21 protein-coding genes are annotated in these 22,805 nt (G+C 63.1%); 17 read left to right on the top strand and 4 right to left on the bottom strand.

The window, feature by feature from the left end; all coding sequences use genetic code 11:
* Positions 1–31: 31 nt before the first annotated feature.
* From JFN93_RS06565 to cooS, 4 genes are read right to left on the bottom strand one after another with little or no spacing between them, the layout of a single operon-like run.
* Positions 32–832, bottom strand: coding sequence for an ABC transporter ATP-binding protein (locus JFN93_RS06565; protein WP_199383195.1), 801 nt, complete (start codon positions 830–832; stop codon positions 32–34).
* Entirely contained in the window at positions 829–1,587 is a 759-nt protein-coding gene (locus tag JFN93_RS06560) for an ABC transporter permease (RefSeq protein WP_199383194.1), read from the bottom strand. Before JFN93_RS06560 ends, JFN93_RS06565 begins: the two co-directional genes overlap by 4 nt.
* Position 1,588: 1 nt before the next feature.
* Entirely contained in the window at positions 1,589–2,557 is a 969-nt protein-coding gene (locus JFN93_RS06555; protein WP_199383193.1) for an ABC transporter substrate-binding protein, read from the bottom strand.
* Positions 2,550–4,577 carry an anaerobic carbon-monoxide dehydrogenase catalytic subunit gene (cooS, locus tag JFN93_RS06550; protein WP_199383192.1) on the bottom strand — a complete coding sequence of 676 codons (2,028 nt, stop codon included), beginning with the start codon at positions 4,575–4,577 and terminating at the stop codon, positions 2,550–2,552. The genes JFN93_RS06555 and cooS overlap by 8 nt, the downstream gene beginning before the upstream one ends.
* Positions 4,578–5,132: 555 nt before the next feature.
* On the opposite strand from cooS, the gene JFN93_RS06545 reads away from it, so the two are divergent.
* The 17 genes from JFN93_RS06545 (at position 5,133) to JFN93_RS06465 (ending at position 22,799) form a co-directional block, all read left to right on the top strand.
* The gene (locus JFN93_RS06545; RefSeq protein WP_199383191.1) at positions 5,133–5,891 is read left to right on the top strand and encodes an ABC transporter permease; all 759 of its coding nucleotides are present in this window, start codon (positions 5,133–5,135) and stop codon (positions 5,889–5,891) included.
* A 49-nt stretch (positions 5,892–5,940) separates the two neighbouring features.
* A complete protein-coding gene (locus JFN93_RS06540) occupies positions 5,941–6,957 on the top strand; it encodes an ABC transporter substrate-binding protein (protein ID WP_199383190.1) in 1,017 nt (338 codons plus the stop codon).
* A gap of 138 nt (positions 6,958–7,095) precedes the next feature.
* Positions 7,096–8,610, top strand: a complete 1,515-nt coding sequence (locus JFN93_RS06535) for a nitrogenase component 1 (protein ID WP_199383189.1) — start codon at positions 7,096–7,098, stop codon at positions 8,608–8,610.
* A 27-nt stretch (positions 8,611–8,637) separates the two neighbouring features.
* Entirely contained in the window at positions 8,638–9,972 is a 1,335-nt protein-coding gene (locus JFN93_RS06530) for a nitrogenase component 1 (RefSeq protein WP_199383188.1), read from the top strand.
* 13 nt (positions 9,973–9,985) lie between these two features.
* The gene (locus tag JFN93_RS06525) at positions 9,986–11,458 is read left to right on the top strand and encodes a nitrogenase component 1 (protein ID WP_199383187.1); all 1,473 of its coding nucleotides are present in this window, start codon (positions 9,986–9,988) and stop codon (positions 11,456–11,458) included.
* Entirely contained in the window at positions 11,458–12,774 is a 1,317-nt protein-coding gene (locus JFN93_RS06520) for a nitrogenase component 1 (RefSeq protein ID WP_199383186.1), read from the top strand. The genes JFN93_RS06525 and JFN93_RS06520 overlap by 1 nt, the downstream gene beginning before the upstream one ends.
* Positions 12,775–12,816: 42 nt before the next feature.
* On the top strand, positions 12,817–14,022 hold the full coding sequence (gene metK / locus JFN93_RS06515) for a methionine adenosyltransferase (protein WP_199383185.1): 1,206 nt from the start codon (positions 12,817–12,819) through the stop codon (positions 14,020–14,022).
* A 101-nt stretch (positions 14,023–14,123) separates the two neighbouring features.
* Complete coding sequence (locus JFN93_RS06510) at positions 14,124–14,360, top strand: cytochrome b5-like heme/steroid binding domain-containing protein (protein ID WP_199383184.1); 237 nt, start codon at positions 14,124–14,126, stop codon at positions 14,358–14,360.
* A 66-nt stretch (positions 14,361–14,426) separates the two neighbouring features.
* On the top strand, positions 14,427–14,792 hold the full coding sequence (locus tag JFN93_RS06505) for a nitroreductase (protein ID WP_328753636.1): 366 nt from the start codon (positions 14,427–14,429) through the stop codon (positions 14,790–14,792).
* An 831-nt stretch (positions 14,793–15,623) separates the two neighbouring features.
* Complete coding sequence (locus tag JFN93_RS06500) at positions 15,624–15,899, top strand: uroporphyrinogen decarboxylase family protein (protein WP_199383183.1); 276 nt, start codon at positions 15,624–15,626, stop codon at positions 15,897–15,899.
* Between the two features lie 15 nt (positions 15,900–15,914).
* The gene (locus tag JFN93_RS25905; protein ID WP_199383182.1) at positions 15,915–16,904 is read left to right on the top strand and encodes an NAD(P)H-dependent oxidoreductase; all 990 of its coding nucleotides are present in this window, start codon (positions 15,915–15,917) and stop codon (positions 16,902–16,904) included.
* 79 nt (positions 16,905–16,983) lie between these two features.
* The gene (locus JFN93_RS06490; protein WP_199383181.1) at positions 16,984–17,205 is read left to right on the top strand and encodes a NifU family protein; all 222 of its coding nucleotides are present in this window, start codon (positions 16,984–16,986) and stop codon (positions 17,203–17,205) included.
* A gap of 793 nt (positions 17,206–17,998) precedes the next feature.
* Positions 17,999–19,426 (top strand): nitrous oxide reductase accessory protein NosL, encoded by a 1,428-nt coding sequence (locus JFN93_RS06485; RefSeq protein ID WP_199383180.1) that lies wholly within the window; start codon positions 17,999–18,001, stop codon positions 19,424–19,426.
* A 255-nt stretch (positions 19,427–19,681) separates the two neighbouring features.
* Positions 19,682–20,155 carry a pyridoxamine 5'-phosphate oxidase family protein gene (locus tag JFN93_RS06480; RefSeq protein WP_199383179.1) on the top strand — a complete coding sequence of 158 codons (474 nt, stop codon included), beginning with the start codon at positions 19,682–19,684 and terminating at the stop codon, positions 20,153–20,155.
* A gap of 2 nt (positions 20,156–20,157) precedes the next feature.
* Positions 20,158–20,652 carry a GNAT family N-acetyltransferase gene (locus JFN93_RS06475; RefSeq protein ID WP_199383178.1) on the top strand — a complete coding sequence of 165 codons (495 nt, stop codon included), beginning with the start codon at positions 20,158–20,160 and terminating at the stop codon, positions 20,650–20,652.
* Between the two features lie 90 nt (positions 20,653–20,742).
* Positions 20,743–21,393, top strand: coding sequence for a class I SAM-dependent methyltransferase (locus JFN93_RS06470; RefSeq protein ID WP_199383177.1), 651 nt, complete (start codon positions 20,743–20,745; stop codon positions 21,391–21,393).
* Positions 21,394–21,416: 23 nt separating this feature from the next.
* A complete protein-coding gene (locus JFN93_RS06465) occupies positions 21,417–22,799 on the top strand; it encodes an epoxyqueuosine reductase (protein WP_199383176.1) in 1,383 nt (460 codons plus the stop codon).
* Positions 22,800–22,805: the final 6 nt, after the last annotated feature.

Below are 22,805 nucleotides of genomic sequence, written 5' to 3'. Positions count from 1 at the left end.
CGCGGGGAGGTCATCCTTCCTCCTGTATCTCCTAGATCGCGTACTCTGCCGCTTCGGCGGCCTGGCGGTGGACCAGGTGGAACTCTTCGAAGAGTTGCTTGCGGAACACGGCGAAATCGTGGTCGGTCCGCTCCCGCGGGTGGGCGAGCTTCACGTCGAGGATGCGCTGGATCCGCCCCGGCCGCGGCGCCATGAGGACCACGCGCTCGCCCAGGGTGATCGCCTCGTCCAGATCGTGGGTCACGAAGACCACCGTCGGTTTTTTCTCGTTCCAGATCCGGAGCAGTTCGTCCTGCAGGTGGAGCCGGGTGAAGGCGTCGAGCGCCGCGAACGGCTCGTCCATGAACAGCACGCTCGGTTCCACCGCCAGCGCCCTCGCGATGGAGACGCGCTGCTTCATCCCGCCGGAGAGCTCGTGCGGGTGCTTGTCCTTGGCATGGGAAAGCCCCACCAACTCCAACGTCGCCAGTGCCTTCTCCCTTGCTTCCGCGGCCGGCACTTTCCGGGCCTGGAGCCCAAAGAGCACGTTCCCGAGTACGGTGCGCCACGGGTAGAGGCCGTAGTCCTGGAAGATCATGATGTGGTCCGGGTCCGGCGCGGTCGCGACCTTCCCGTCGATGATCACCTCACCGGTCGTCGGCTTCTCGAACCCCGCCATCAGGTTGATCAGCGTCGTCTTGCCGCAGCCGCTCGGGCCTACCAGGCAGACGAACTCGCCGGCCCGGATATCGAGGTCGAGCCGGGCCACGGCGATCTGATCCTCGCCCCGCGCCGAAACAAAGCGCTTTTCCACCTCGCGCAGACGAATCTTGGCCGTCGTCTCCGAACTCATCCCGCTACCCCCCATCGGCGTCCGATGACCCCTTCCAAAAGCTTCATCCCCTTGTAGATCGCCAGACCCAAAAGCCCCACCAGGAGCATTCCTGCCATGATCTGATCGGTGCGCAGGAAGTTTCTGGCGTCGATGATCATGAACCCGAGCCCCGACTGGGCCCCGAGCATCTCTCCAGCTACCAGGTGGATCCAGGCCGTTCCGACCGCGATGTGCAGGCCAACCATGATACCGGGAAAGGCAGCGGGAACGATGACCCGGAGAAAGGTCATGGCCGGCCCAGCGCCGAAATTCGAGGATACCTTGAGATACACCGCGGGAACCGCCCGCACCGCGCTGACCGTGGTGAGAAGGATCGGGTAGAAGGCGGCCAGGAAGATGATGAATACCGCCGGGGCGTTGCCGATCCCGAACCAGAGGACCGCCAGCGGAAACCATGCGATCGGGGAGATCGGGCGCAGCACCTGGATCAGCGGATCGATGGCGCGGTGGCAGCGGGTGAAGCGTCCCAGGAAGAGCCCGAGCGGGATGGCGACCAGGACGGCAAGCAGGTAGGCCGCCGCGAAACGGGCGAGGCTGATGCCGATGTTGGTCCAGAGTACGCCGTTGTCCGAGAGTTCCTTGATCGCCTTGACCACGTCGGACGGGGCCGGGAACTGTTCGGGAGGATAGTGGCGCGCCCCCCACTGCCAGAGGAGGACGAAGGCCGCCAGGGTCAGTACGGGCAAAAGGAACTGTTCGACCAGACGACGCACCCTACACCGCCTTGTGTGCGAAGCGGCCGTCAAGATAGCCGGAGAGGTCGACCTTCTGCTTGGCGATGCCGAACTTCACCATGTAGTCCTGAGTGGCGGCGAAGTCGGCCTTTCTCGGCGCCAGGTTGAGGAAGGTGAGGCGGTCGCGCGGCGTGGTAAGCACCTTCTCCACGATCTCGGTCTTCTGCCCGAGGATCTTGTGGGAACCCTTGGCGGCCTGGACCGGGTTGGTCTCGATAAAGTGTGCGGTGCGGAGAAAGCCGGAGACCAGCTCCTGGACCGCTTCCGGGTGGCTCGCGATCACGTTTTCCCGGACGTTCAGCACGCAGCAGATGTGGTCGTGCCAGATGTCCTTGGAAAGCATGAGGACCTTGCCGACCTTCTGCGCCTCGGCCTGGGCTCCGAACGGCTCGGCGACGATGTAGCCCTGGATGCGGCCGGTGGCGAGCGCGTTGACCATCTCGGGGGGAGCCATGTCGATGATGCGCAGGTCCCGGTTCGGGTCGAGGTGCTTCTCGGTCAGCACCTTGCGCAGCAGGATGTTATGGGTGGAGAAGGGGCTCGGGACCGCAATGGTCTTCCCTTTGAGGTCCTCGACACGGTTGATCTCCCCGCTGTTCTTGACGGTGATGACGCTGCCGTTGCGGTGCCCCAAAAGGACGACCTTGACCGGCACCCCCTTCTGGCGCAGGGTGAGGCCGATCGGGGTGAGGAGGAAGGCGGCGTCGATGGCGCCCACCTTGAGGGCCTCGGAGATCTCCGGCCAGGAGGAAAACTTGACCGGCTGGATCTGGACGCTTTTGAACTGTTCCCGCTCCGCCGCGATCATCAGCAGGTGATCGGTGATGGGAAGATAGCCGACCTTAACCGTGACCTTGGAGCCGCCGGCGAAGGCGAAGCGGGAAACGGGAGCTGCCGCAACAGCAGCCAGGGTCAATCCGGTGGTCTTGAGAAAATCGCGTCTATTCATGGTGCTGTCCCTCCTCATGGGAATGTGTATGGGCGTGCCCGTGGGCATGGGCATGTTGATGTGCTTTTTCCGCTTCCAGAGCGAGCAGGCGACGGCCGGTCGGCGCGGCTGCCGGTGACCAGCCGAGTTCCCTGCGCCGGGCGTCGAAGTCGGCGACGATCCGTTGGGCGAGCCGGCTCGGATCCTCATCCACCACCATCACCGATCCGAGCATCTCGCCGGTGCCGCGGTAGAAGAAATCGGCGACCCGATCCGATCCCGCTACCGGCGGGGCGATGCAGTGGTAGGAGTTCAGTCCGAGCAGCCGGAAGCCGAGTGCGGCACCCAGCCCCTTCTCGTTGGACCACTCCGGGCTGGAGAAGGCAAGGGGGAGCCGGGTGAGGGGCTCTTCCGAAGCCGCGGAGGTGGTACGGAAAAAGGCCGACGCCCGGGCGTTGTCCAGGCATTCCCCCATGTGCCACACGGGAGGGAGTCGGTGGGGTTGCAGCGCGGCGTTCAATCCGGGACCGGCCCCCTCGAGTCCTTCCGGGAGGCAGAAGCCCATCTTCAACAGGGCAAAGGCGGCGCAACCGTTGGTGAAGACGAGGATGTCGTGAGCGATCAACTCCTCGGCCACCTTCACGATCGCCTCCTCGTAGACCACCTTGGGGTTGTTGCAGCCGACCAGGTTCACGACCCCGCGGATGCGGCCGCTTCTCAGGTGATCGAGCAACACGTCGATTCCTCCGAAGGTCGCGACGACGTTTTCTACCGAGAAGCCGACTTCCGCTTCCATCCGCGCCTTGGGCACGAAGACCTTCCCCGCCTGCCGTTCGCCGTAGGCCTGGATCCCCCGGCGGACGATCTGGCTGGCGAGCCGGTCCGCTTGGTCCAGGTTGGAATGGTGGTGGTCGAAGGCGAGGTGCTCGGCGCCCGGAAGCCGGGCCGAGTCGCTGGTGGTGACCACGCGGGTGTGAAAGCAGGCGGCGACATCCATGATTCCGGGGAAAACGTCCTGGACGTCGGCTACCCAAAGGTCCAGTGCGCCGGTCGCGAGGGTCAGCTCGGCTCCCGCGGCATTGGCCAGCGGGGTGATGTCGCCGAATTTCGCCAGGGCGGAGTGGCCGGAGCAGCAGATCCCGTAGAGCCGGATCGTTTCGGCACCGGCGGCGCGCGCCTCGGCGATGAGTTCCTCGCTGCGGGCAGCCTTCACGATCGCCGCGACCAGAACGGGGGAGTGCCCGTGTACCGCGATGTTTACCGTATCGAGCGTGATCGCCCCCAGGTTGGTCGCGATGCGGCTCCGTTTGGGAAGGCCGTAGAGGCAGTCCATGGCGATTGCGGAACCGACCACGCTGCTCCAGGCAAACGCCAGGCCGCAGCGCAGGATCTGGGCCGCTACGTTCTGCCAGTCGCCGTCGGTACCGGTAGTGGTGCGGTGCAGCGCCTCGAACACCTCGTGGTAGGCCCCGATCGGCAGGATGTCGAGCTCCTTCCAGACCTTGATCCGTTCGGGAGGCGCCAGCGTTTCCAGCGTCTTGTAAGGACCGGGTATGGTCCGGCAGAGGTCCTCCAGGAGGATCAGGGCGATCTCTCCGGCCAGTTCCTGAACCGGCTTCGCCTCGTCGAAGATCCCGAAGGACTTCGCCGTCGCGATCACCTTTTCCGGACCCAGGATCGGGAGGTCGAGGGTACCCTCGGCGGCCCCCTTGAGCGCGAGCATTACCTCGCGGCCTCGGGCCCCGTGGGCGGCAACCCCAGCCGCCGTCCAGCGCAGAAGGTTACGCGCCACGATGAGGTGGGCATCGGCGCCGCAGACCCCCTTGGGACTTTTCGGGGTGATCCGGCAGGGGCCCATGTGGCAGTTCTTGCAGCAGGTGCCGTTGAGCCCGAAGCCGCAGTGCGGCTTCTGTGCATCGAAGCGGTCGAACGGGGTATCGATGCCGGCCTGTTCCATGTGCCGCAGCATGTCACGCACCGCGGGATCGGGGGTCCGGGCCAGGACGTCGGCCTTGGTTGGAAAGGACTGTTTTTTGCTCATAGCGGTCACCTGATACTAGACAAAGTTTGTAGGGTAATGTTTTTACGATTCATAACTAAAATTGTCAACTTAAAATTCGGAAAATTTTTGGCCGTAATCTGGTTCACCGGCAGGGGGGGATGGGGAACCTTGTGTCATTACCGAAGGTTGATCCCTTGGTGGGCGCGGGCGGGAAGCAGAGGGCAAGGAGGGGGGACGTAAAGTGGAACCATTAGTTGAGTAATTTGATCGTGAATGGCGGGCACAGGGGCCGAACAGAAGAAAAACATGCAGCACCAAGAAAAGTGTTGACAGTGGCAAGGAGTTCGACTAATTTGGGCATCACAGTCTACAAAGAAGATAGATAAAATATAGGGTGGTGGGGCTTGGGCTTCCTCCCCCGCAGCATACGAAACGGGCGCGGCTTTCCCTCAGATGAAAGCGGCCCCAATTTACCGACCGGAGAGCCGGAGGTGTCACGCGCGACAGCGCGCAGATTCCTCCGGCTTTTTTTTGTTCCGCGGGGTCCGGCGGCCAGAGAAAGGTGAAGAAATGATGGAGCAGTGGCAGGGCAGGTTGACGAACGTAGTGCAAAAGGGAGCCGCCATCGCGGCATTTCTTCTGGTGTGGGAACTGCTGCCGCGGCTCGGGTTGATCGACCCGTTTCTGCTCCCCCCGTTTTCCGGGGTGATCCGGGCACTGACCCGGCTCGCCCTCTCCGGTGAAATCTTCGGGCACGTGGCAAGCAGTCTGCGGCGCTCGGTAGCCGGTTTCAGCATCGCGACGGCCGTCGGGATCCCGCTCGGGGTGCTGATGGGGTGGTTCAAGCGCTTCGAGAAGGTCGTCGACCCGCTGCTCCAGGTTTTCCGCAACACGTCGATACTCGCGCTTTTCCCGGTATTCATCCTGATCTTCGGTCTCGGGGAACTCTCCAAAGTGGCGATCATCTTCTGGGGGACGGTCTGGCCGACCCTCCTCAACACCATCGCCGGGGTGAAAAACGCCGATCCGCTCCTGATCAAATCGGCCCGCTCCATGGGGGTGTCCCAGTTCACCCTCTTCTGGCGGGTGATCATCCCGGCCGCACTCCCCTCGATTCTCACCGGGATACGGCTGTCCGCGGCCAATGCGGTCCTGATCCTGGTGGCGGCGGAGATGCTGGGGGCCAATTCCGGCCTCGGCTTCATGATCTTTTACAACGAGCAGGCCTACGCCATTCCCGAGATGTACGCCGGCATCGTTTCCATCTCGTTTCTCGGCTGGCTTGTCAACTGGCTCCTGGTGCTCCTGGAGCGGCGGGTGACCGGGTGGAAGGAACAGGTCCAGGGCGCTTAGGTCCGGGGTCATCAACTCAAAACATCCATCAACCAAGGAGGATACGTATATGAAGCGCAGGTTCATCACCCTTGCCGTGGCCGTAATGGCCACCCTTTGGGGGGGAGTCGTCTCGGCCCAGGACCGAAAGCTTGACGTGGTCAAGCTGCCGGATCCGTTCATCCCCAACTCGGTCAGTTCCTATTACGTTGCCGACGAACTCGGATTCTTTCGCGACGAGGGCATCAAGGCTGAATTCGTCGGAGTGGTTCCCACCCCGCAGCTGGTGGCAGCGGTGATGGCCGGAAAGGTGGACGTCGGCGGTGCGCACGCCAACCGCACCATCGCCGGGATCAGCGCCGGGGCCAAGGTCCGCGCCGTGGTCGCGCAGTCGGAAACGACCAGGGAGCGCCCCCACATGGTCTTCGTCACCCTGGCCAACAGCCCGATCAAGGCCCCCAAGGACCTCCTCGGCAAGCGCCTGGCCATCATGGCGTTCGGAGGCTGCAACGAGTACACCCCCTACGAATACCTGCGCAAGCACGGGGTGGCCAATCCCAAGGGGAAGCTCAACATCGTCACCACCCCTCCGGGCAAGGAGATCGACGCGTTGCGCCGGGGCGCCGCGGACTTCGCCGGGGTGCACATCGATCCCAAGGATGTCCAGCGCCTGGGCGGGCTGCGCATCCTCTTCACCGATTACGACGTCTGGGGAACCATCGGCGGCGCAACGCCTCTGTACTTCTCGGATAAGTTCATCAAGGAGAAACCGGACGTGGTGCGTCGCTTTGTCCGGGTCATGGCCCGCACCAACAACTGGATCAACGCCAATCCGGGCAAGGCGGAACAGATTCACGCCAAGCGCGCCAAGGTCGATCCCTCCATCGTCAATGCGAACCACTTTGCCCCCGACGGGGTGATCAAGGAGGAGTCGGTGCAGCTTTGGATCGACATCCTCGACCACTATCACGACATCCGCCCCGGCATCAAGACGGCGGAGGTCTACACGAACGCGTTCAACGCGCCCCCCGGACCGAAGAAAAAAGCTCCCCTCAAGGCGCGACGCAAGGAAGTGGCCCGACTTTAGGTGCCCGCCCCCCCTGTCCACGCTGCGCCCTCACCCCAACCATCTCCCGGGTGGAGAGGGGGCTTCAGGAAATTGGAGGGCGGTGCACCATCGGATCGGTTGGCTTAAGGAAAACGAACCACGAAAAGGAGAAAACGGATGGGCCTCAAACACGACAAAGTAGTTCCCGGCCGCGAGGACCGCGTGGCGGCCTGCATGGCCCACGGCGGCTGTGCCAGCGGCATGGGCAAGCAGGACAAGATCTGCCTGAAAAACAACGAACGGACCTTTTCCCAGGCCGGGCTCTGCCAGCTGCTGCCGACCCTGGGGATGCTGTTGACCCTCCCCGATACGGCGGTGATCGTACACGGGGCGATCGGCTGCGGCTCGACCGGGTTCGGCATGAACACCGCGATCCGCCTGCATCACGTCCTGCGCGGCAACCCCAACGCCAAGGACAGCCTCTGGTTCACCACCAACCTGGACGAATCGGACGTGGTCCACGGCGGCGAGCAACGCCTTGAGGAGACCATCCTCACCGTGGCCGAAAAGTACCGTCCCCAGTCGATCATCGTCCTGCAGACCTGCACCCCTTCGATCATCGGGGACGACCTGGTCGGGGTGATCGAGAAGGTGCGCCCGCTCATCGACATTCCGCTTCTCTATTCCCACTGCGAAGGGTTCAAGACCAAGGTGTGGGCGACCGGATACGACGTCGCCTTCTACGCCATCGTGCACGGCTTCATCGAGAAGGACAAGGAAGGGCCCCCGCCCAAAAAGGGACCGCGCCAGCCCGGCGAACGCCCGGTGGTGAACGTGATCAACCTCGCCTCCATGGGTAAACCGGACGAGATCGAGATCGAGCGACTCTTGAACGAGATCGGCATCGACGTGGTCATCGGCCCCAACTTCGCGAACCGCGAAACGGTGCGGCGCATGACCCAGGCGGATCTCACCGTGAGCGTCTGCCCCACCCATGACGACTATCTGGTCGATTACCTCCACACCGAGTACGGCATCCCCTTCGTCCTCAAGGACATGCCGATCGGCCTGGCCAACACCCGCAACTGGCTCCTCGACATCGCACGGCACTTCGGGCTGGAAAAAAAGGCGGAGGAGCTGATCGAGCGGGAGGAGAGCAAGGCGCGCCAGGCGGTGCAGCGCTTCCTCCCGGCGCTCAAGGGGATCAAGGTCTTCATCTCCGCCGGCGAGTTCCGTGCGGTGGTGACCGGCGGACTCTTCCAGGAACTCGGGATGGAGATCGTGGGCCTGCGCTCCTACCATCACGACGAGTTCGGCACCGAATTTTACGAGCAGTTGGTCCGGGCCCAGCAGGGTAAGGATTTCCCGGTGGATATCGCCAATTTCCAGCCCTTCGAGCTGATCAACCTGCTGCAGAAGGTAAAACCGGACCTGTTCTGCGGTCATGTCTACGACAACGGCTGGGCCGCCAAGCTCGGCTATCCGACCATCACCATCTTCCGGATCTTCGACCATTACGTCGGCTACCGTGGTTTCTACGAGGTGGCCAAGAAGGCCGCGCGCAACCTGCGCAACCCGTCCTTCCAGAAGCGGCTCGGCGAGAACGTCGGATCGGCCTACCGTCCGGAGTGGTACCAGCAGAGTCCGTTTGCCTACATCAAAACCGACGCTTCTCCGGCAGCGGCGGCGTAACCACTGCTCAAACCAAGGAGATCGAACATGAGTCATATCGAACGTCCCCGCTACCAGTGTGCACTGGGCGGGGCGCTGGTAACCATCAATGCCATCGAGCGCGCCGTCGCCATCGTCCACTCCGCACCCGGGTGCGCCGCGAGCGCCGACGGCGCCGCAACGGTCGGCGCCGGCTACTGGGGAAGCACCCTTACCGACGGCCGGGCGACCCCGAGCACCAACATCATCGAGCGTCAGGTCATCTTTGGCGGGGAGGAGCGCCTTTCCGAGCAGATCGCCTCGACCCTCGACGTGATCGACGCGGACCTCTACGCCGTCATCACCGGCTGCATGACCGACATCATCGGCGACGACGTCCGCGCCGTGGTTTCCGAATTCCAGAAGCAGGGGAAGCCGGTCATCGTGGCCGAGACCGGCGGATTCAAGGGGGATTCCAACCTCGGCGCTGACTTCATCTGGGACGCGATCGTCACCCAGTACCTCACTCCCGGGCTTCCCAAGGATAACCGCCGGGTGAACCTGTTCGGTTTCGTCCCCGCTCAGGACGTATTCTGGAGGGGGAACCTCCTGGAGCTCAAACGCCTCCTGGGGCGGCTCGGTATTACGGCGAACACCTTTCTCACCCCGTTCGACGATCTCAAGGATCTCAAGGACGCGGGGCGCGCCGCGCTGAACGTCGTTTTCTCTGACGTGCACGGGGTCAAACCGGCGGCGGTGTTTGAGGAGACCCACGGCACCCCCTTCGTCTCCGAGCCGCTCCCCATCGGGCCGACCGCCACCGAGGCGTTCCTGCGCCGGATCGCCGCCCGGCTCGAGATCGACCCGGCCCGGCTGGACGAGGTCCTCGCCGAGGAGAAGGCATATTACTACGGGTTTCTCACCCCGCTCACCGATCTCTACACGGACCAGGACTTCCAGCGCTTCGGCGTGGTCATCGGCAACGTCAACTACAGCTATGCGGTCACCCGTTTCATCGCGGACGACCTGGGATGGATTCCGTACCTGGTGGCGGTGACCGACCTCTTGACCGACGAACAGCGGGCCTCGGTGGTGGCGCGCTTCGAGGAGATTCCCGAAATACTGCGCCCGAAGCTGATCTTCGAGACCGACACCGACCGGATCAAGGAGCGGCTCAACGAGGAGCTCGCCAGCGAAGCCGATCCCTACGGCAGCCCGATCAGCCCGGCCTACGTCATCGGGAGCAACCTGGACCGCCCGCTGGCCGCAGAGCTCAAGGCCGGTTTCTTCGGGATCTCGTATCCCATCACCAACCGGATCGTCACCGATCAGTATTACGTCGGTTTTCGTGGCGGGCTGCGGCTGACCACCGACATCGTCAGCGCGCTGGTCGCCAACCGCTAAAAGGAGAATTGCCATGGCGATCAATCTCGATATCACCGAGGCGCCGACCCGGGAGACCCGCCTGGGGTCAATCACCGGCTACTCAGGGACCCTGAAGGATCTGGTGGCGCGGACCGGTTGCGGAGCCTCGATCAAAAACGGGGACCGCACCTTCAGCCAGGCGAGTTCCTGCAGCTCCGGGTGCGCCCAGACCCTCTTGGCCGGCATCGTCGACGCCGCGGTCGTCAATCATGCCCCCATCGGCTGCGCCGGCGACACCGTCTATCACAACATCGCCAACCAGTACGGACGCTTCTATCGGGAATGGGGCAACAAGAACATCCAGCTCGTGAACACCAACATGGAGGAGCAGGATACCGTCTTCGGGGGGACCGAGAAGCTCCGCGAGGGGATCCGGGAGGCATTTCGGCGCTTCGCCCCGAAGGCGATCTTCGTCACCACCTCGTGCGCCTCGGGGATCATCGGGGACGACATCAAGGGGGTGATCTCCGAACTGACGGACGAGGTCCCAGTGCCGGTGATCCAGGTCTCCTGCGAGGGGTTCCGGAGCAAGGTCTGGGCCTCCGGGTTCGACGCCGCCTTCCACGCCATCCTCACCGGGATCGTGAAGCCCCCGGTACGCAAGCGGCCGGAGCTGGTCAACATGGTCAATTTCCGCGGCAGCGCCCGGGCCTACATCGCTCGCCTCTTCGGTGAACTCGGCCTGGTGCCGCGCTTCGTGGTGCCGTTTGCCACCGTCGAGGAACTTGCCACCGTCTCCGAGGCTGCGGTCACCGCCACCGTCTGCACCACGCTCGGGAGCTATTTCGGGACGGCGCTGGAGGAGAACTACGGGGTGCCGTACGTGAAGGCGATCCCCCCGCACGGGGTCGCCGGGATCGAGGCGTGGCTGCGCGGGATCGGCGCCGCCGTCGGCAAGGAGTCGGAGGTGGAGGCGCTCATTGACAAGGAGCGCGCCGCTACCGACGCCGACCTGGCGGAACTTCGGCGCCGCTTCAAGGGGAAACGCGCCGTCCTCGGCATGGGGCCGAGCTACGCGCAGTCCTATCTTGGGGTGCTGGAAGAGCTCGGGATCGAGGTGCTCCATGCCGCGAGCTGGCACTACGATCCTCGCTACGACTACGGTGAACAACCGCCGGCCATCGTCAGGGCTGCCTCACGCGAGAACGACATCACCTTCAGCGTGGGCGACCAACAGCTCTACGAGATCACCAACACCCTGTCGCGGCTCAAGCCCGACCTCTACTTCTCGCGGCACCCCGGAAGTTCGGTCTGGGCGGCAAAACTCGGGATCACCGCGGTCCCGGTCATCGACGAGTACACCGCCTTCGGGCACCGGGGGCTGGTCAACTTCGGCTGGCGCATCGTCGACGCCCTCACCAACCGCAACTTCGTGACCAAGCTGGCGGATCGGGTCAAGTTACCCTACAGCGGGTGGTGGTACGGACAGGACCCTTACGCATTTCTCGATCAGGAGGCGGTCTGATGGCGGGTGTAATCGAACAGATACGAAACGTCTGCGCCCTGGGCGCTCTGCAGTCGGTGGTGGCGATAGAACGCGCCATCCCGATCATTCATGCCGGACCCGGGTGCGGGCAGAAGCTCTGGAGCGGCCTTTCCAACGGCAACGGTTTCCAGGGGGCCGGCTACGTCGGGGGACACTCGGTTCCCTGCACCAATGCCACCGAGCAGGAAGTGGTTTTCGGCGGCGAGGAAAAACTGCGGGAGACGGTCGCCAACACCCTCAAGGTGATGGATGGCGACCTCTTCGTGATCCTCACCGGTTGCACCTCGGACATCGTCGGGGACGACGTGGGGGAGGTCGCGCGCAGCTTCCGTTCCTCCGGAGCCCCGGTGGTATACGTGGAGACCGGCGGCTTCAAGGGGGACAACTATTTCGGCCACGAGTTGTTATGGGATGCCCTGATCGACCAGTTCCTGGAGCCCGCAGGTAAAGCGGAGCCGGGACTGGTCAACCTTTTCTCGGTGCTCCCCTACCAGGACCCTTATTGGACCGGGACCCTCCACACCATTGCCGGGCTGCTCCGCTCCATCGGGCTCATCCCTAACGTGATCTACGGGCCCGGGGAAGGGGTGGCCTCCCTCAGAAAGGTGCCCAAGGCACAGTTCAACCTCCTCCTTTCCCCTTGGGTCGGGCTGAAAACCGTGCAGCGGCTCGAGGAGAAGTTCGGCACGCCGTACCTGCACTACCCGACCCTGCCGATCGGTGCCACCGAGACCGGGAAGTTCCTCCGCGCCGTCGGTGTCCAGGCCGGGATTCCGTCGGAAACCGTGGAAGAGGCAATCCGGCGCGAGGAAGCCCGTTATTACTACTACGTGGAGCGCTCCGCCGATCTCCTTTTCGAGACCCGGTTCCTTCCCGGCCATTTCGTCACCGTTGCCGACAGTTTCTACGCCCTCGGTCTCACCAAGTTCCTCATCAACGACCTCGGGCTGATCCCGGAGGTTCAGTTTGTGACCGAGGCGGTTCCGGAGCAGTACCGTCCCCTGATCGACGCGGAGTTCGCCCGCTTCGACGAGGGGTTGGTCTCCCCGGTGCACTACGGAGCCGACGGCGGGACGGTCCGGGACGAGCTCGCCCGGCGCACCTTCCGGGAACGGCCCCTGATCCTCGGGAGTTCCTGGGACCGGGTGACGGCCCGCAAGCTGAACGGGTACCCGCTGTCGGTCGCGATGCCGGTGAGCGACCGGCTGGTGCTGAGCCGGACCTACGCCGGGTACGAAGGGGCGCTGCGCCTTACCGAGGACATCTACTCGGTGATCCTGTCGAGCTTCCAGTAACCACGTAAACCCCGGCTCGCCGGGAGAAAAAAGGAGGAAAAGATGCCTCAGCAACGTTACCTGTTCACCTCGGAATCGGTCACCGAAGGGCACCCGGACAAGCTCGCCGACCAGATCTCCGACGCCATTTTGGACGCCCTGCTGGAGCAGGACCCCAAATCCCGCGTCGCCTGCGAAACCAGCGTGACCACCGGACTGGTCCTTCTGTTCGGGGAGGTCACCAGCGAGGCCCGGGTCAACTTCGCCCAGGTGGCACGCGATACCATCACCCAGGTCGGTTACACCGACACGAGCTTCGGGATCGATGCCAAACACGCCGCGGTGCTGGTTTCGCTGGATCAGCAGTCTCCGGACATCGCCCAGGGGGTGAACCAGGCCCTGGAGCAGCGCTCCGGGCTCGACCACGACCGCTTCCTCGACTCGGTCGGAGCGGGGGACCAGGGGATGGTCTTCGGTTTCGCCACCGATGAGACTCCGGAATATCTCCCCACCCCGATCGCCCTGGCGCACCAGCTGGCTCGGCGGCTGACCGAGGTGCGCAAAAGCGGCGAGCTTGCCTACCTGCGCCCGGACGGGAAGACCCAGGTGACCGTGGAATACCTGGGGGACCGTCCGGTGCGGGTCGACACCATCGTCATCTCGGCGCAGCACGACCCGGAGGTGACCCTGGAAAGGATCCGGGAGGACCTCGAGGCCAAGGTGATCGCACCGGTGGTTCCCGAGGCGCTTCGGGTCGACACCCGGATCTTCGTCAATCCGACCGGCCGTTTCGTCATCGGCGGGCCCCACGGCGACGCCGGCCTCACCGGTCGCAAGATCATCGTGGACACTTACGGCGGTTTCTCCCGACATGGCGGCGGCGCTTTTTCGGGGAAGGATCCCACAAAGGTGGACCGCTCCGGCGCCTATGCGGCACGCTACGTTGCCAAAAACGTCGTGGCGGCGGGGCTCGCCAAGCGGCTCGAGGTGCAGATCGCCTACGCGATCGGCGTGGCCCGGCCCGTTTCCATATTCGTGGACAGCTTCGGGACCAGCGCGCTCAGCAACCAGGAGCTTTCCGAACTGATCGCGGCCCACTTCGACCTGCGTCCGGCGGCGATCATCGAACAGCTCGACCTGCGCCGTCCGCTTTACCGTCAGACCGCGGCCTACGGCCACTTCGGCCGAAACGACCTCGACCTTCCGTGGGAGCGGACCGACAAGGCCGAGGCCCTGCGTCAGGCGGCAGGCGGGCTGAGCGCGGCATAAGCCCCGGGCGCGCTTAGGCCGACGGGGAACCTGGAGGCCAAGGACGCATGTCCCTGGCCTCCGTTTTTATCCGGACCCTGCGACGGAAAAAGGAGAACAGCATGGGAGAAAACCAGGAACTAAGGATCATCACCGCGGAAGAACTCAATCGTGCGGACGGCAAGGACGGAGCTCCCGAATATATCGCCATCCACGGTGTGGTTTATGACGTAGGGGAGGTGCAGTTGCTGCGGGGAGGGGGGCACCACGGGGTTACCGGAGGAAGGGATGTCAGCGACCTTTTTGTCCACAACCTGAACATTCTCAAACGCCTGAAGGTGGTAGGGAGGTTGGTTTAGATTCCTTCCGAGGCGCACACGTGCTACCCTGCCTGGACCGCCTCCCGGCGGCAGAGGAGGTGAACGGTGCCCGATTCGAACCGGCCCCCGGAAAGCGCGATTGAATGTAAGAACTGTGCACTGATGCTGGCGCGCATCGTGTACCGCCGGCACTGGTGGTTTCCCCTGCTGCGCGAGCCGCTCGTCGCGGGGATGCGCCTCCTCGCCTGGTGGCATCGGATCGACCCCTACGCGTACCCGGTGCGCAACTCCGAATGCTTCGGCTGTCTACGCTTCATCAAGAGCGAGCTGGAGGTGAAGTCCCCGCTGTTCCGTTTCCTCAACGGGATGATCGGGGACTGGTTCTCAGCACTGCGCAACTCGCGGCTGACGCCGGAGGAACTCGCCGAAGCAAAGCGGTTTGCCAAGGAGTCCATGAAGGAAAATCCGTGACTGATACGACCCATGCGATGGCGCAGCTCGGTTTCGGCAGCGCCTAACATAGTGATCCGTCGATCCTCGAGGCAGGCAATTTTAATCTACAAGGTAGTGCCAGTGATTGTTGACGTTGGTGCCGATGATTGTTGACGTTGGTGCCGATGATTGTTGACGTTGGTGCTTATGCTTCTTGATGCTGGTGCCGATGCTTGTTGATGTGGGTGTCGATGCTTGTTGGTATTGGTGCCGATGCTTGTTGATGTTGGTGCCGATGCTTGTTGATGCTGGTGCCGATGATTGTTGATGCTGGTGTCGATGATTGTCGATGCTGGTGTCGATGATTGTCGATGCTGGTGTCGATGATTGTCGATGCTGGTGTCGATGATTTCCGGTGTCGGAGTCGGAAATTTCTGGCGTCGGAGACGATGATTACCGGGGTCGGTATCGATGATTACCGGGGGCGGTATCGATGATTACCAAGTAGCAGGTTGAAATAGGTTAAGGTTGACGACTGGTTACTGTAGCGAGAGCCAATCCTTGGAAACAGGAGGTAATTGTAATTACCTAGGTAAGTATAATTACCGCGGCTACGTCGGAGCCGGTGCCCGCAGGGAGACCTTATCCGGTGTCGGAACCTGGAAGAGTGCGTGCAGGGGGGGCCATGGCTTATGAGTTAATGGAGGAGTTGACCCCACTGCAGCGGGTGGATGCCCTGGTGGCGCGACGGGAAATCGACCGGCCGCCGTGCCATCCGTTTATAGGGGACCATGCCGCCCGCCTCGTCGGCGTGCCGATCGCGCAGTACCACCTTGACGCCCAAGCCATGGCCCGGGCCCGCTGGACGACGTGGTCGATCTCGCCGAGGCCAAGACGGTCATCGGGACCAAAGCGGTGCTGGTCGGCAACGTCCGGCCCACCGAAAGCATGTACCTGGAGACCCCGGAGACCGTCGCCGAGAACGCGCGGCAATGCCTGCGTGACGGAGGCGATGCCGCTGGTGGGTTCGTCCTGGCGGTGGGATGCGGTCTCCCCATCCCGGCACCGCCGGCCAACGTCCACGCTCTGGTAGAGGTGGCCCGGAACTGGCAGCCGGGCCGCGCCGGAACGAAATACCACGGCTGAAAAGGAGTAGCTCACGTGAAAGTAGTGGCCATAAACGGCAGTGCCCGTAAAGACGGAAATACCGCAATCCTGATCCGACACCTTTTTGCCGAGCTGGAAAGGGAAGGGATCGAGACCGAACTCGTGCAACTGGCGGGGCATGTTATCCGCGGTTGTACCGCCTGCAACCAATGCCAGGTCAACCTCGACCGGCAGTGCGTCATCAAAAACGACATCGTCAATGAGGTTATTGCCAAGTTCAGCGCCGCTGACGGGATCATCCTCGGCTCGCCGACCTATTTCGCCGACATCACCGCCGAGCTGAAAGCGCTGATCGACCGGGCGGGGCGGGTCGGTGGGGCCAATGGCGGGCTTTACCGGCGCAAGATCGGGGCCGGGGTGATCGCGGTACGCCGAGGCGGCGCCATTCATGCCTTGGACACTATCCACCACTTCCTGCACATCGCCCAGATGGTCGTTCCGGGGGCCAGTTACTGGAACGTGGGGATCGGGCGGGAAATCGGCGAGGTGGAGAAGGACGAAGAGGGCCTGCGCAACATGCGGACCCTCGGGGAGAATATCGCCTGGCTCCTGAAGCTGACCCGCGACGAACGAAAACCCCAAGGTGAGCCGCGGCGCGGCATTCACCACATCTCCGTCCACACCGAAGACCTCGCCGCATCCCTCCGCTTCTACCAGGATCTGCTGGGGATGCGTGTCGTGAACCGATTCGGCAATCCGGAGCGGCAGATGGTGCTCCTCGATTCCGGAGACGGCAGCCACATCGAGCTTACCGCCCCGGTCCCGAATCCGGCCGGTAACGCAGCGCCGGGACCCGGGCCGCTGCTCCACCTCGCCCTGCGGTCGCAAGACGTGCGGGCCGTCGTGGAACAGGTGCGCCGGGCGGGGCATGAAATCACCGTGGAACCGAAGGATGTGCAGCTGGGCCCGGACCGGGCGTCGGTCGCCTTCGCCAAGGGACCGAGCGGCGAGTTGGTCGAGTTTTTCCAAACCCACGACAGATAGGCGCCGCTCGGCGTACGTCCTCGGGCGATCGGCTGTCGTTGAGGGGAGCTGAGCACCGCAAACAACCAAGGAGGCAACGATGTCTGCAGAAATCGAACGTGTATTGGATGAGATCCGTCCCGCCCTCCGGGCCGACGGCGGCAACGTGGAACTGGTGGAGGTGGCGGAGGATGGTGTGGTGAAGGTGAGACTCACCGGTGCCTGCGGGCACTGCCCCATGTCGACCCAGACCCTGAAATTCGGCGTCGAAAGGGTGCTCAAGGAGCGGCTGCCCGGGATAACCGCCGTGGTTGCCGTTTGACCCGAGAGAGAGCCTTTTCGGCAAGGGCGAAATGAACCGAAGGTCGAGAACCTAAGGGCTCGACTCGATTGAAACATTGGAATTGTTGAACGGATGGGTATTGCTTTGACTTTGCGATACGTGGCAGCGCTGCAACTCCTGGTCATGCTCATGATGCAGGCGAACCTGCTTGCGCCCAAACTGGCAGCGGCCGTCTCGCTCCGGAGCGTCCCGGCGGTTGAGGAGGCTGACTGCCAGTGCAGCGCCGATTGCGGTTGCCCACCCGAGATGCGCCGTAACGGCACCTGCTGCTGCCAGCGGGCGGCAGCAGGCGCAGACCGCACCGCCACTCACGAGAGCCAGGCAAAAGACGGGCTTTTATCACTCCGCTGCTGTCCCTGCAGCAGTCTCCCCCAGTTCAGCTTGTTTTCGTTGGAACAGCTGCTGGTTCCCTCTTTTTTTGTCCTCCCTGAGGTCCCGCTGCGGCTGGCTCGTGCCGTTTTCGCGGCGGAACCCGTCTTCCCGAGCGACCGCACGCTTGACCCGCCCGATCCGCCTCCGCGCATAATCCCTTTTCTACGGTCTACGTCCCAGCTTATACGTTAAACAGCGCCGGTACGTAGGATATGCCGTCCGTGGCACGGCTCCTGGCCACCCGGAAACCCCGGGGGTGGCTAAGGGAGACGTGCGTCCTCGGTACCCCGACCGGTAGCTTCTGCAGAGTGGTCGGGATGCCGAAAAGAGGTCCGCAAACCACTTCCGGCCACCGGTAGTGGTGCGACCGGAGATCATCTACCTGTAGAAAGGATGCTTTATGAAGATATATTCCCTGGTTATCATGCTTTGCCTGCTGCTGGCCGGACTCCCGGCGGGAGCGGCAGACGGTGTCGAATCCCCGAGGGAGTGCGCCCAGTGCGGCATGGACCGTGGCTCGTTCGCCCGCGGGCGCGTGCTCGTAACCTATTCCGACGGAACTACGAGCGGGTTTTGCAGCCTGCATTGCGCGGCTGAGTCGGAAAAACATCATCCCGAGAAGACGGTGACATCCTTTAAGGTCGCCGACTATGTTTCGAGCGCCCTCATCGATGCCAAAAGCGCCACCTGGGTTGTTGGTGGCAACCAACGCGGCGCGATGACCGCCGTTCCCAAATGGGCCTTTGCTTCCGAAGACGAGGCCCGGAAGTTCATCGCCGTGAACGGTGGCAAGACGGCATCTTTCGACGAGGCACTCAAGGCGGCCGAATCGGAGTTGGAACCGGAATGCTGCCGGAAAAGCCGACACGCTCATCACGGCCCAGGTGGCCAGCTGCTTTTCAACCCGGCCTTCGGCGACGACATCTACCACACCCACCCCGCCGGTTCGGCCATGGTCAACTACCGTTACAGCCATACCGAGATGAGCGGGCTTCGAGCCGGCACCAGCAAGGTTCCGATCGGGGATGCCGTTCCCACGACCTCGCGCTACGGCTACATGATGGCCTCCACCCGGATGTCCATGGACATGCATATGGTGATGGCGATGTACGGCATCACCGACCGGCTGACCCTCATGGGAATGACCGCCTTTCTGGACAACAGCATGGAAATGGTGATGGACATGGGGATGGGCATGGGACGGACCCGCGAGCCGACCATGCGCACCAGCGGACTGGGCGACACCGAACTGAGAGGGGTTTACAAGCTTTCCGACGCCCTGGTCGGCAGCCTCGGGGTGAGCTTTCCCACCGGCAACATTACCCAGCAATTCCAGACTATGGGGAACACCTTCCGCGCCCCGTACGACATGCAGCTCGGGTCCGGGACCTACGATCTGAAACCGGCCCTGACCTACAACGCGGTCAGCGACGACGGCGCCTGGAACTTAGGCGGCCAGGCAAGCTACACCTTCCATCCCGGGAAAAACGAGGCCGGCTACAGCCTCGGTGACAGCGTCAAGGCGACCGGCTGGCTGCAGCGCGCCTTCGGACCGGTCAGCTCCTGGCTGCGCCTTTCCTTTAACAGCTCCGGCCGGATCCACGGCGAAGACGGTGAGATCAGGAAGTCGTTGCAGATGGCGCCTTCGCCCGATGCCGATCCGGCAAATTACGGCGGCGAACGGCTCGACGGCCTGGTGGGAGTGAGCTACGCCATCGGTCCGGTGAGCATCGGTGTCGAGGGGGGGATTCCTCTCTACCAGAGGGTAAACGGGCTGCAGCTGGAAACCGACTGGCTTCTCACCGCCGGTGCGCAGCTGATGTTTTAGCCAGGGGGGGCGCCGCGGAAGGCGCAATCCGGAGGCGGCGTTTCCTTGGGAACATTAGCGCTTGACAAGTGGCAATAACAAGTCTTATAAGACCATATATTCAGTAGATTTATACTTGTGCTTACCGGAAAACCGGAGGCTTTCATCGTCGTGGCGATGTGGGCCTCCGGTTTTTTTTTGTTGCTACGGCAACCGCCGCAGTCATGCCGCCTCCTGGAAGGGGAGGTGATTCTCAATGAAAAGGAGGGGAATGCAATGGGCAGAGAACAATGGAACAACGAGGTAACTACCTACGTCGACAAGACGAGATTCGCCGTCCTGGCATACGTAAGGGAGGACGGGACGCCGCAGCTGCGCTCTATGGGAAGCTTTGTCCCCGACGGGCTCAAACTCTATTTCTCAACTCGCAAGGATGCCGCCAAGGTCGGTGAAATCGGAAAACAGGAAAGGATCACCTTCTTTTTCGAGCACGAGGGGCAGGAGCTTAACCAGTGGCAAAACGTGCATCTGGCGGGGCCCGCTGCCAGAGTCGAGGAAGGGGAGGAGTACCGCCGGGCCGTGCAGCTTCTGAGCGAGCGCAATCCCCGTTTCAAGGAGCGGGTGGAAAAGGGGGAGCTCCCCAACATCCAGCTCTTTCGGCTCGACACCGAAGAGGTGGAATTCCTCGACTACGGCAAGGGGTTTGGTCACGTGGAGAAGGTCACCCTGCGCAAATCCGAAACGGTCTGAACGTGCCGATTCGACGGGCTGAGACCTCCGATCTTCCCGCCGTCCTGGCGCTGTTCCGTACCTGCGTCGCATGCATGGAGCGGGAAGGCATCAGCCAGTGGGACGAGGTTTATCCTAACGCCGACACGGTCCGTGCCGACACCGAACGGCGCGAACTGTTCGTCCTGGAATCCGAAGGGGGACTGATCGGGGTGATCACGCTGAACGAACGCCAGGAGCCGGAATACCAAACGGTTCGCTGGCAATTGGATGGCAAGACGCTGGTGGTGCACCGGCTGGCGGTCGCCCCCGCTTTTCAGGGGCGGCGTGTCGCCGGTTTATTGATGGCATTCGCCCACGGGTATGCCAGAACGCGGGGCTATGCGACGGTTCGTTTGGACGCCTTCTCGGGAAATCCGGCCGCCCTCGCCCTGTACCAGGGGCTTGGTTACCGGAGAGCGGGGACGGTCCAGTTTCGCAAAGGCGAATTTCACTGCTTTGAAATTAGCGTGAGGTGAGCCAGCTGGGCAAACGGAGCTATGAGGTACGGCGGGCCTGAAGCGGCTCAGGCCGCTCAGGCATGTCGCACCAGGGAGAGGGGGAGATCGATGACGGTTGCCATATCAGGAACCGCGGGGGAAAGGGTGGGGCATCGGGAGCACTTCAATGCCCTGGCGGATCGGTGGGATGTCCTCTGCCGGCATGACGCGGCACGGGTCCGTCGGATCGTCGACGTGATGAAGATTGCCGAAGGGGACCGGGTCCTCGATGTCGGGACCGGAACCGGGATTCTGCTCCCGCTCCTCCAGGATCGCGTCGGTGCGTCGGGGCGTATCGACGCGGTGGATATCGCCGAACGGATGCTGGAGGTAGCCGCCTCCAAGCACAATGTGCCGAACACCAGTTTCGTCCATGGCGACATCCTGGCCCTTCCGGCGCAGCGCCGTTACAACCACGTGATCTGCTATTCGGTATTTCCCCACTTCCAGGACAAGGCTCGGGCCGTAGCGACGCTCGCGGAGCACCTCAAGGAGGGGGGGCGGCTTACCGTCTGCCACTCCCAATGCCGGGAGGCGATCAACGAGTTGCACCGAAAGGGATCCCCGGCGGTGGCGCACGATTACCTGCCGGGCCTGGAAGCCATGGAAAAATTTTTCACTGCGGCAGGGCTCGTCTCCCTGGTCAGCATCGACAGCAGCGATCTGTACCTGGTGAGTGGCAAACAACCGGTTCGAGACGCGGCTGCATCGCCGAGATGACAAGCCGCAGGCAAGGAGCCGCAATGTCCGAAAAGGCAGCACCGTCAGCGTATTCCATCAACGAGATCCCCAAGTGGGGGGAGCCTTATCCCCGCATCCTCAACCGGGAGTCGGTCCTGGAGGCGCTAACCGACTACATCCTCCAGGTGAACCACCAGGGGTACCGGCCGAATCCGCGCAAGGTGCTGGCGGTCCGTACCTCGGACCGGACCGCGACCCTGCGCAGCGAAGGGACGCCGATCCGGCAGGAGGTTTACTACCGGGTGGAAGGGGAGGTTGTGCCGTGGTCGGGGGCGACCCGTCTCAAAGAGGGGCAGACTCCGGCCCAACTGGCCGAAGAGCTTTTGGCAAAGCGCTATGAACAGCTCTGGATCTGGGTCGCCTACGATTTCACCAAGGGATCGCCTCCCGGGTTCCGAAAACCTTTCGAGACGCCGCTGCAGCATAAGGGATCCGCAGCACCCAACCCGGACCAGGTAACCAGGCGCCGGGAGATCCCCTCCAAGATGAACCCCCGGTTTTTCCTCCCCGATCCGGTATCGGTCTACCAGGAACAGCCGGAACCCAATCCGGACCTCGCGCTGGAAGAGGTGCACCGGCTGGTCTCCGACCTGGTGCGCACCGATTTCCGCAATGTGCTTCCCGAGGGGGACAACCCGCCGATCTGGGACCTACCGCTGGTTGGGGTAGCCGCCGCGGAAGATCCGATCTTCGCCCGATTCCAGGATCCGGAGGTGGTCGGAGCGCAGCACCGGCTTCCCGAAGAATGGCTCCCGGGCGCGCGTTCCATCGTGAGCGTTTATCTACCGTTCTCCGAGGCGATCGCCGAGGCCTACCGGAAGGATTCGCGCTATTCGGCGATCGAGTTCTCCTCCGGGAAATGGAACGGCTCCAAGTTTCTGAACGTGGTGCGCCGCGCCCTGGTCCGGTTCTTCGAAGAGCGCGGCGGGGGGGCGGTCGCGCCCAACATCGATCCGCGCTATGACTCGGACGGCTGGCTCCCGTTCTGGTCCGAGCGGCATGCCGCCTTCGCCGCGGGGCTGGGAACCTTCGGCCTGCAGCAGGCGCTGATCACCGAGCGGGGAGCTTTCGGCAGAGTCTTGAGCGTGATCACCACCTTGAAGCTGACCCCGACCCCACGCCCCTATACCGAGGTCTACGGTTACTGTCTCTACGCGCTCGACGGCAGCTGCCGAGCCTGCGTGCGGCGGTGCCCGACCGGCGCGGTCAACGAGGCGGGGAAACTGGTCGAGCTGTGCAGCAAACATGGCAACAGCGACCATTTCCAGGAGTGGGGCTACGGCTCCTGCGGCCACTGTTCCACCTTCATTCCCTGCTCCCACGGCATACCAGACAAGATACGAAAGCGCGCCGAAGACCATAATTCTTCCCCATTGCGGGCGTAGTATGCC

Source organism: Geomesophilobacter sediminis (assembly GCF_016458275.1).
GTDB classification, from domain to species: Bacteria; Desulfobacterota; Desulfuromonadia; order Geobacterales; family Geobacteraceae; genus Geomesophilobacter; species Geomesophilobacter sediminis.
The sequence above is the reverse complement of the archived record's forward strand: the minus strand, read 5'-3'. Positions and strand labels throughout refer to the sequence as shown.

Coding starts and splice junctions, on each gene's coding strand:
- JFN93_RS06565 (WP_199383195.1), bottom strand. CDS start 832: ATGAGTTCGGAGACGACGGCCAAGATTCGTCTGCGCGAGGTGGAAAAG.
- JFN93_RS06555 (WP_199383193.1), bottom strand. CDS start 2,557: ATGAATAGACGCGATTTTCTCAAGACCACCGGATTGACCCTGGCTGCT.
- cooS (WP_199383192.1), bottom strand. CDS start 4,577: ATGAGCAAAAAACAGTCCTTTCCAACCAAGGCCGACGTCCTGGCCCGG.
- JFN93_RS06540 (WP_199383190.1), top strand. CDS start 5,941: ATGAAGCGCAGGTTCATCACCCTTGCCGTGGCCGTAATGGCCACCCTT.
- JFN93_RS06535 (WP_199383189.1), top strand. CDS start 7,096: ATGGGCCTCAAACACGACAAAGTAGTTCCCGGCCGCGAGGACCGCGTG.
- JFN93_RS06530 (WP_199383188.1), top strand. CDS start 8,638: ATGAGTCATATCGAACGTCCCCGCTACCAGTGTGCACTGGGCGGGGCG.
- JFN93_RS06525 (WP_199383187.1), top strand. CDS start 9,986: ATGGCGATCAATCTCGATATCACCGAGGCGCCGACCCGGGAGACCCGC.
- JFN93_RS06520 (WP_199383186.1), top strand. CDS start 11,458: ATGGCGGGTGTAATCGAACAGATACGAAACGTCTGCGCCCTGGGCGCT.
- metK (WP_199383185.1), top strand. CDS start 12,817: ATGCCTCAGCAACGTTACCTGTTCACCTCGGAATCGGTCACCGAAGGG.
- JFN93_RS06510 (WP_199383184.1), top strand. CDS start 14,124: ATGGGAGAAAACCAGGAACTAAGGATCATCACCGCGGAAGAACTCAAT.
- JFN93_RS06490 (WP_199383181.1), top strand. CDS start 16,984: ATGTCTGCAGAAATCGAACGTGTATTGGATGAGATCCGTCCCGCCCTC.
- JFN93_RS06485 (WP_199383180.1), top strand. CDS start 17,999: ATGAAGATATATTCCCTGGTTATCATGCTTTGCCTGCTGCTGGCCGGA.
- JFN93_RS06480 (WP_199383179.1), top strand. CDS start 19,682: ATGGGCAGAGAACAATGGAACAACGAGGTAACTACCTACGTCGACAAG.
- JFN93_RS06470 (WP_199383177.1), top strand. CDS start 20,743: ATGACGGTTGCCATATCAGGAACCGCGGGGGAAAGGGTGGGGCATCGG.
- JFN93_RS06465 (WP_199383176.1), top strand. CDS start 21,417: ATGTCCGAAAAGGCAGCACCGTCAGCGTATTCCATCAACGAGATCCCC.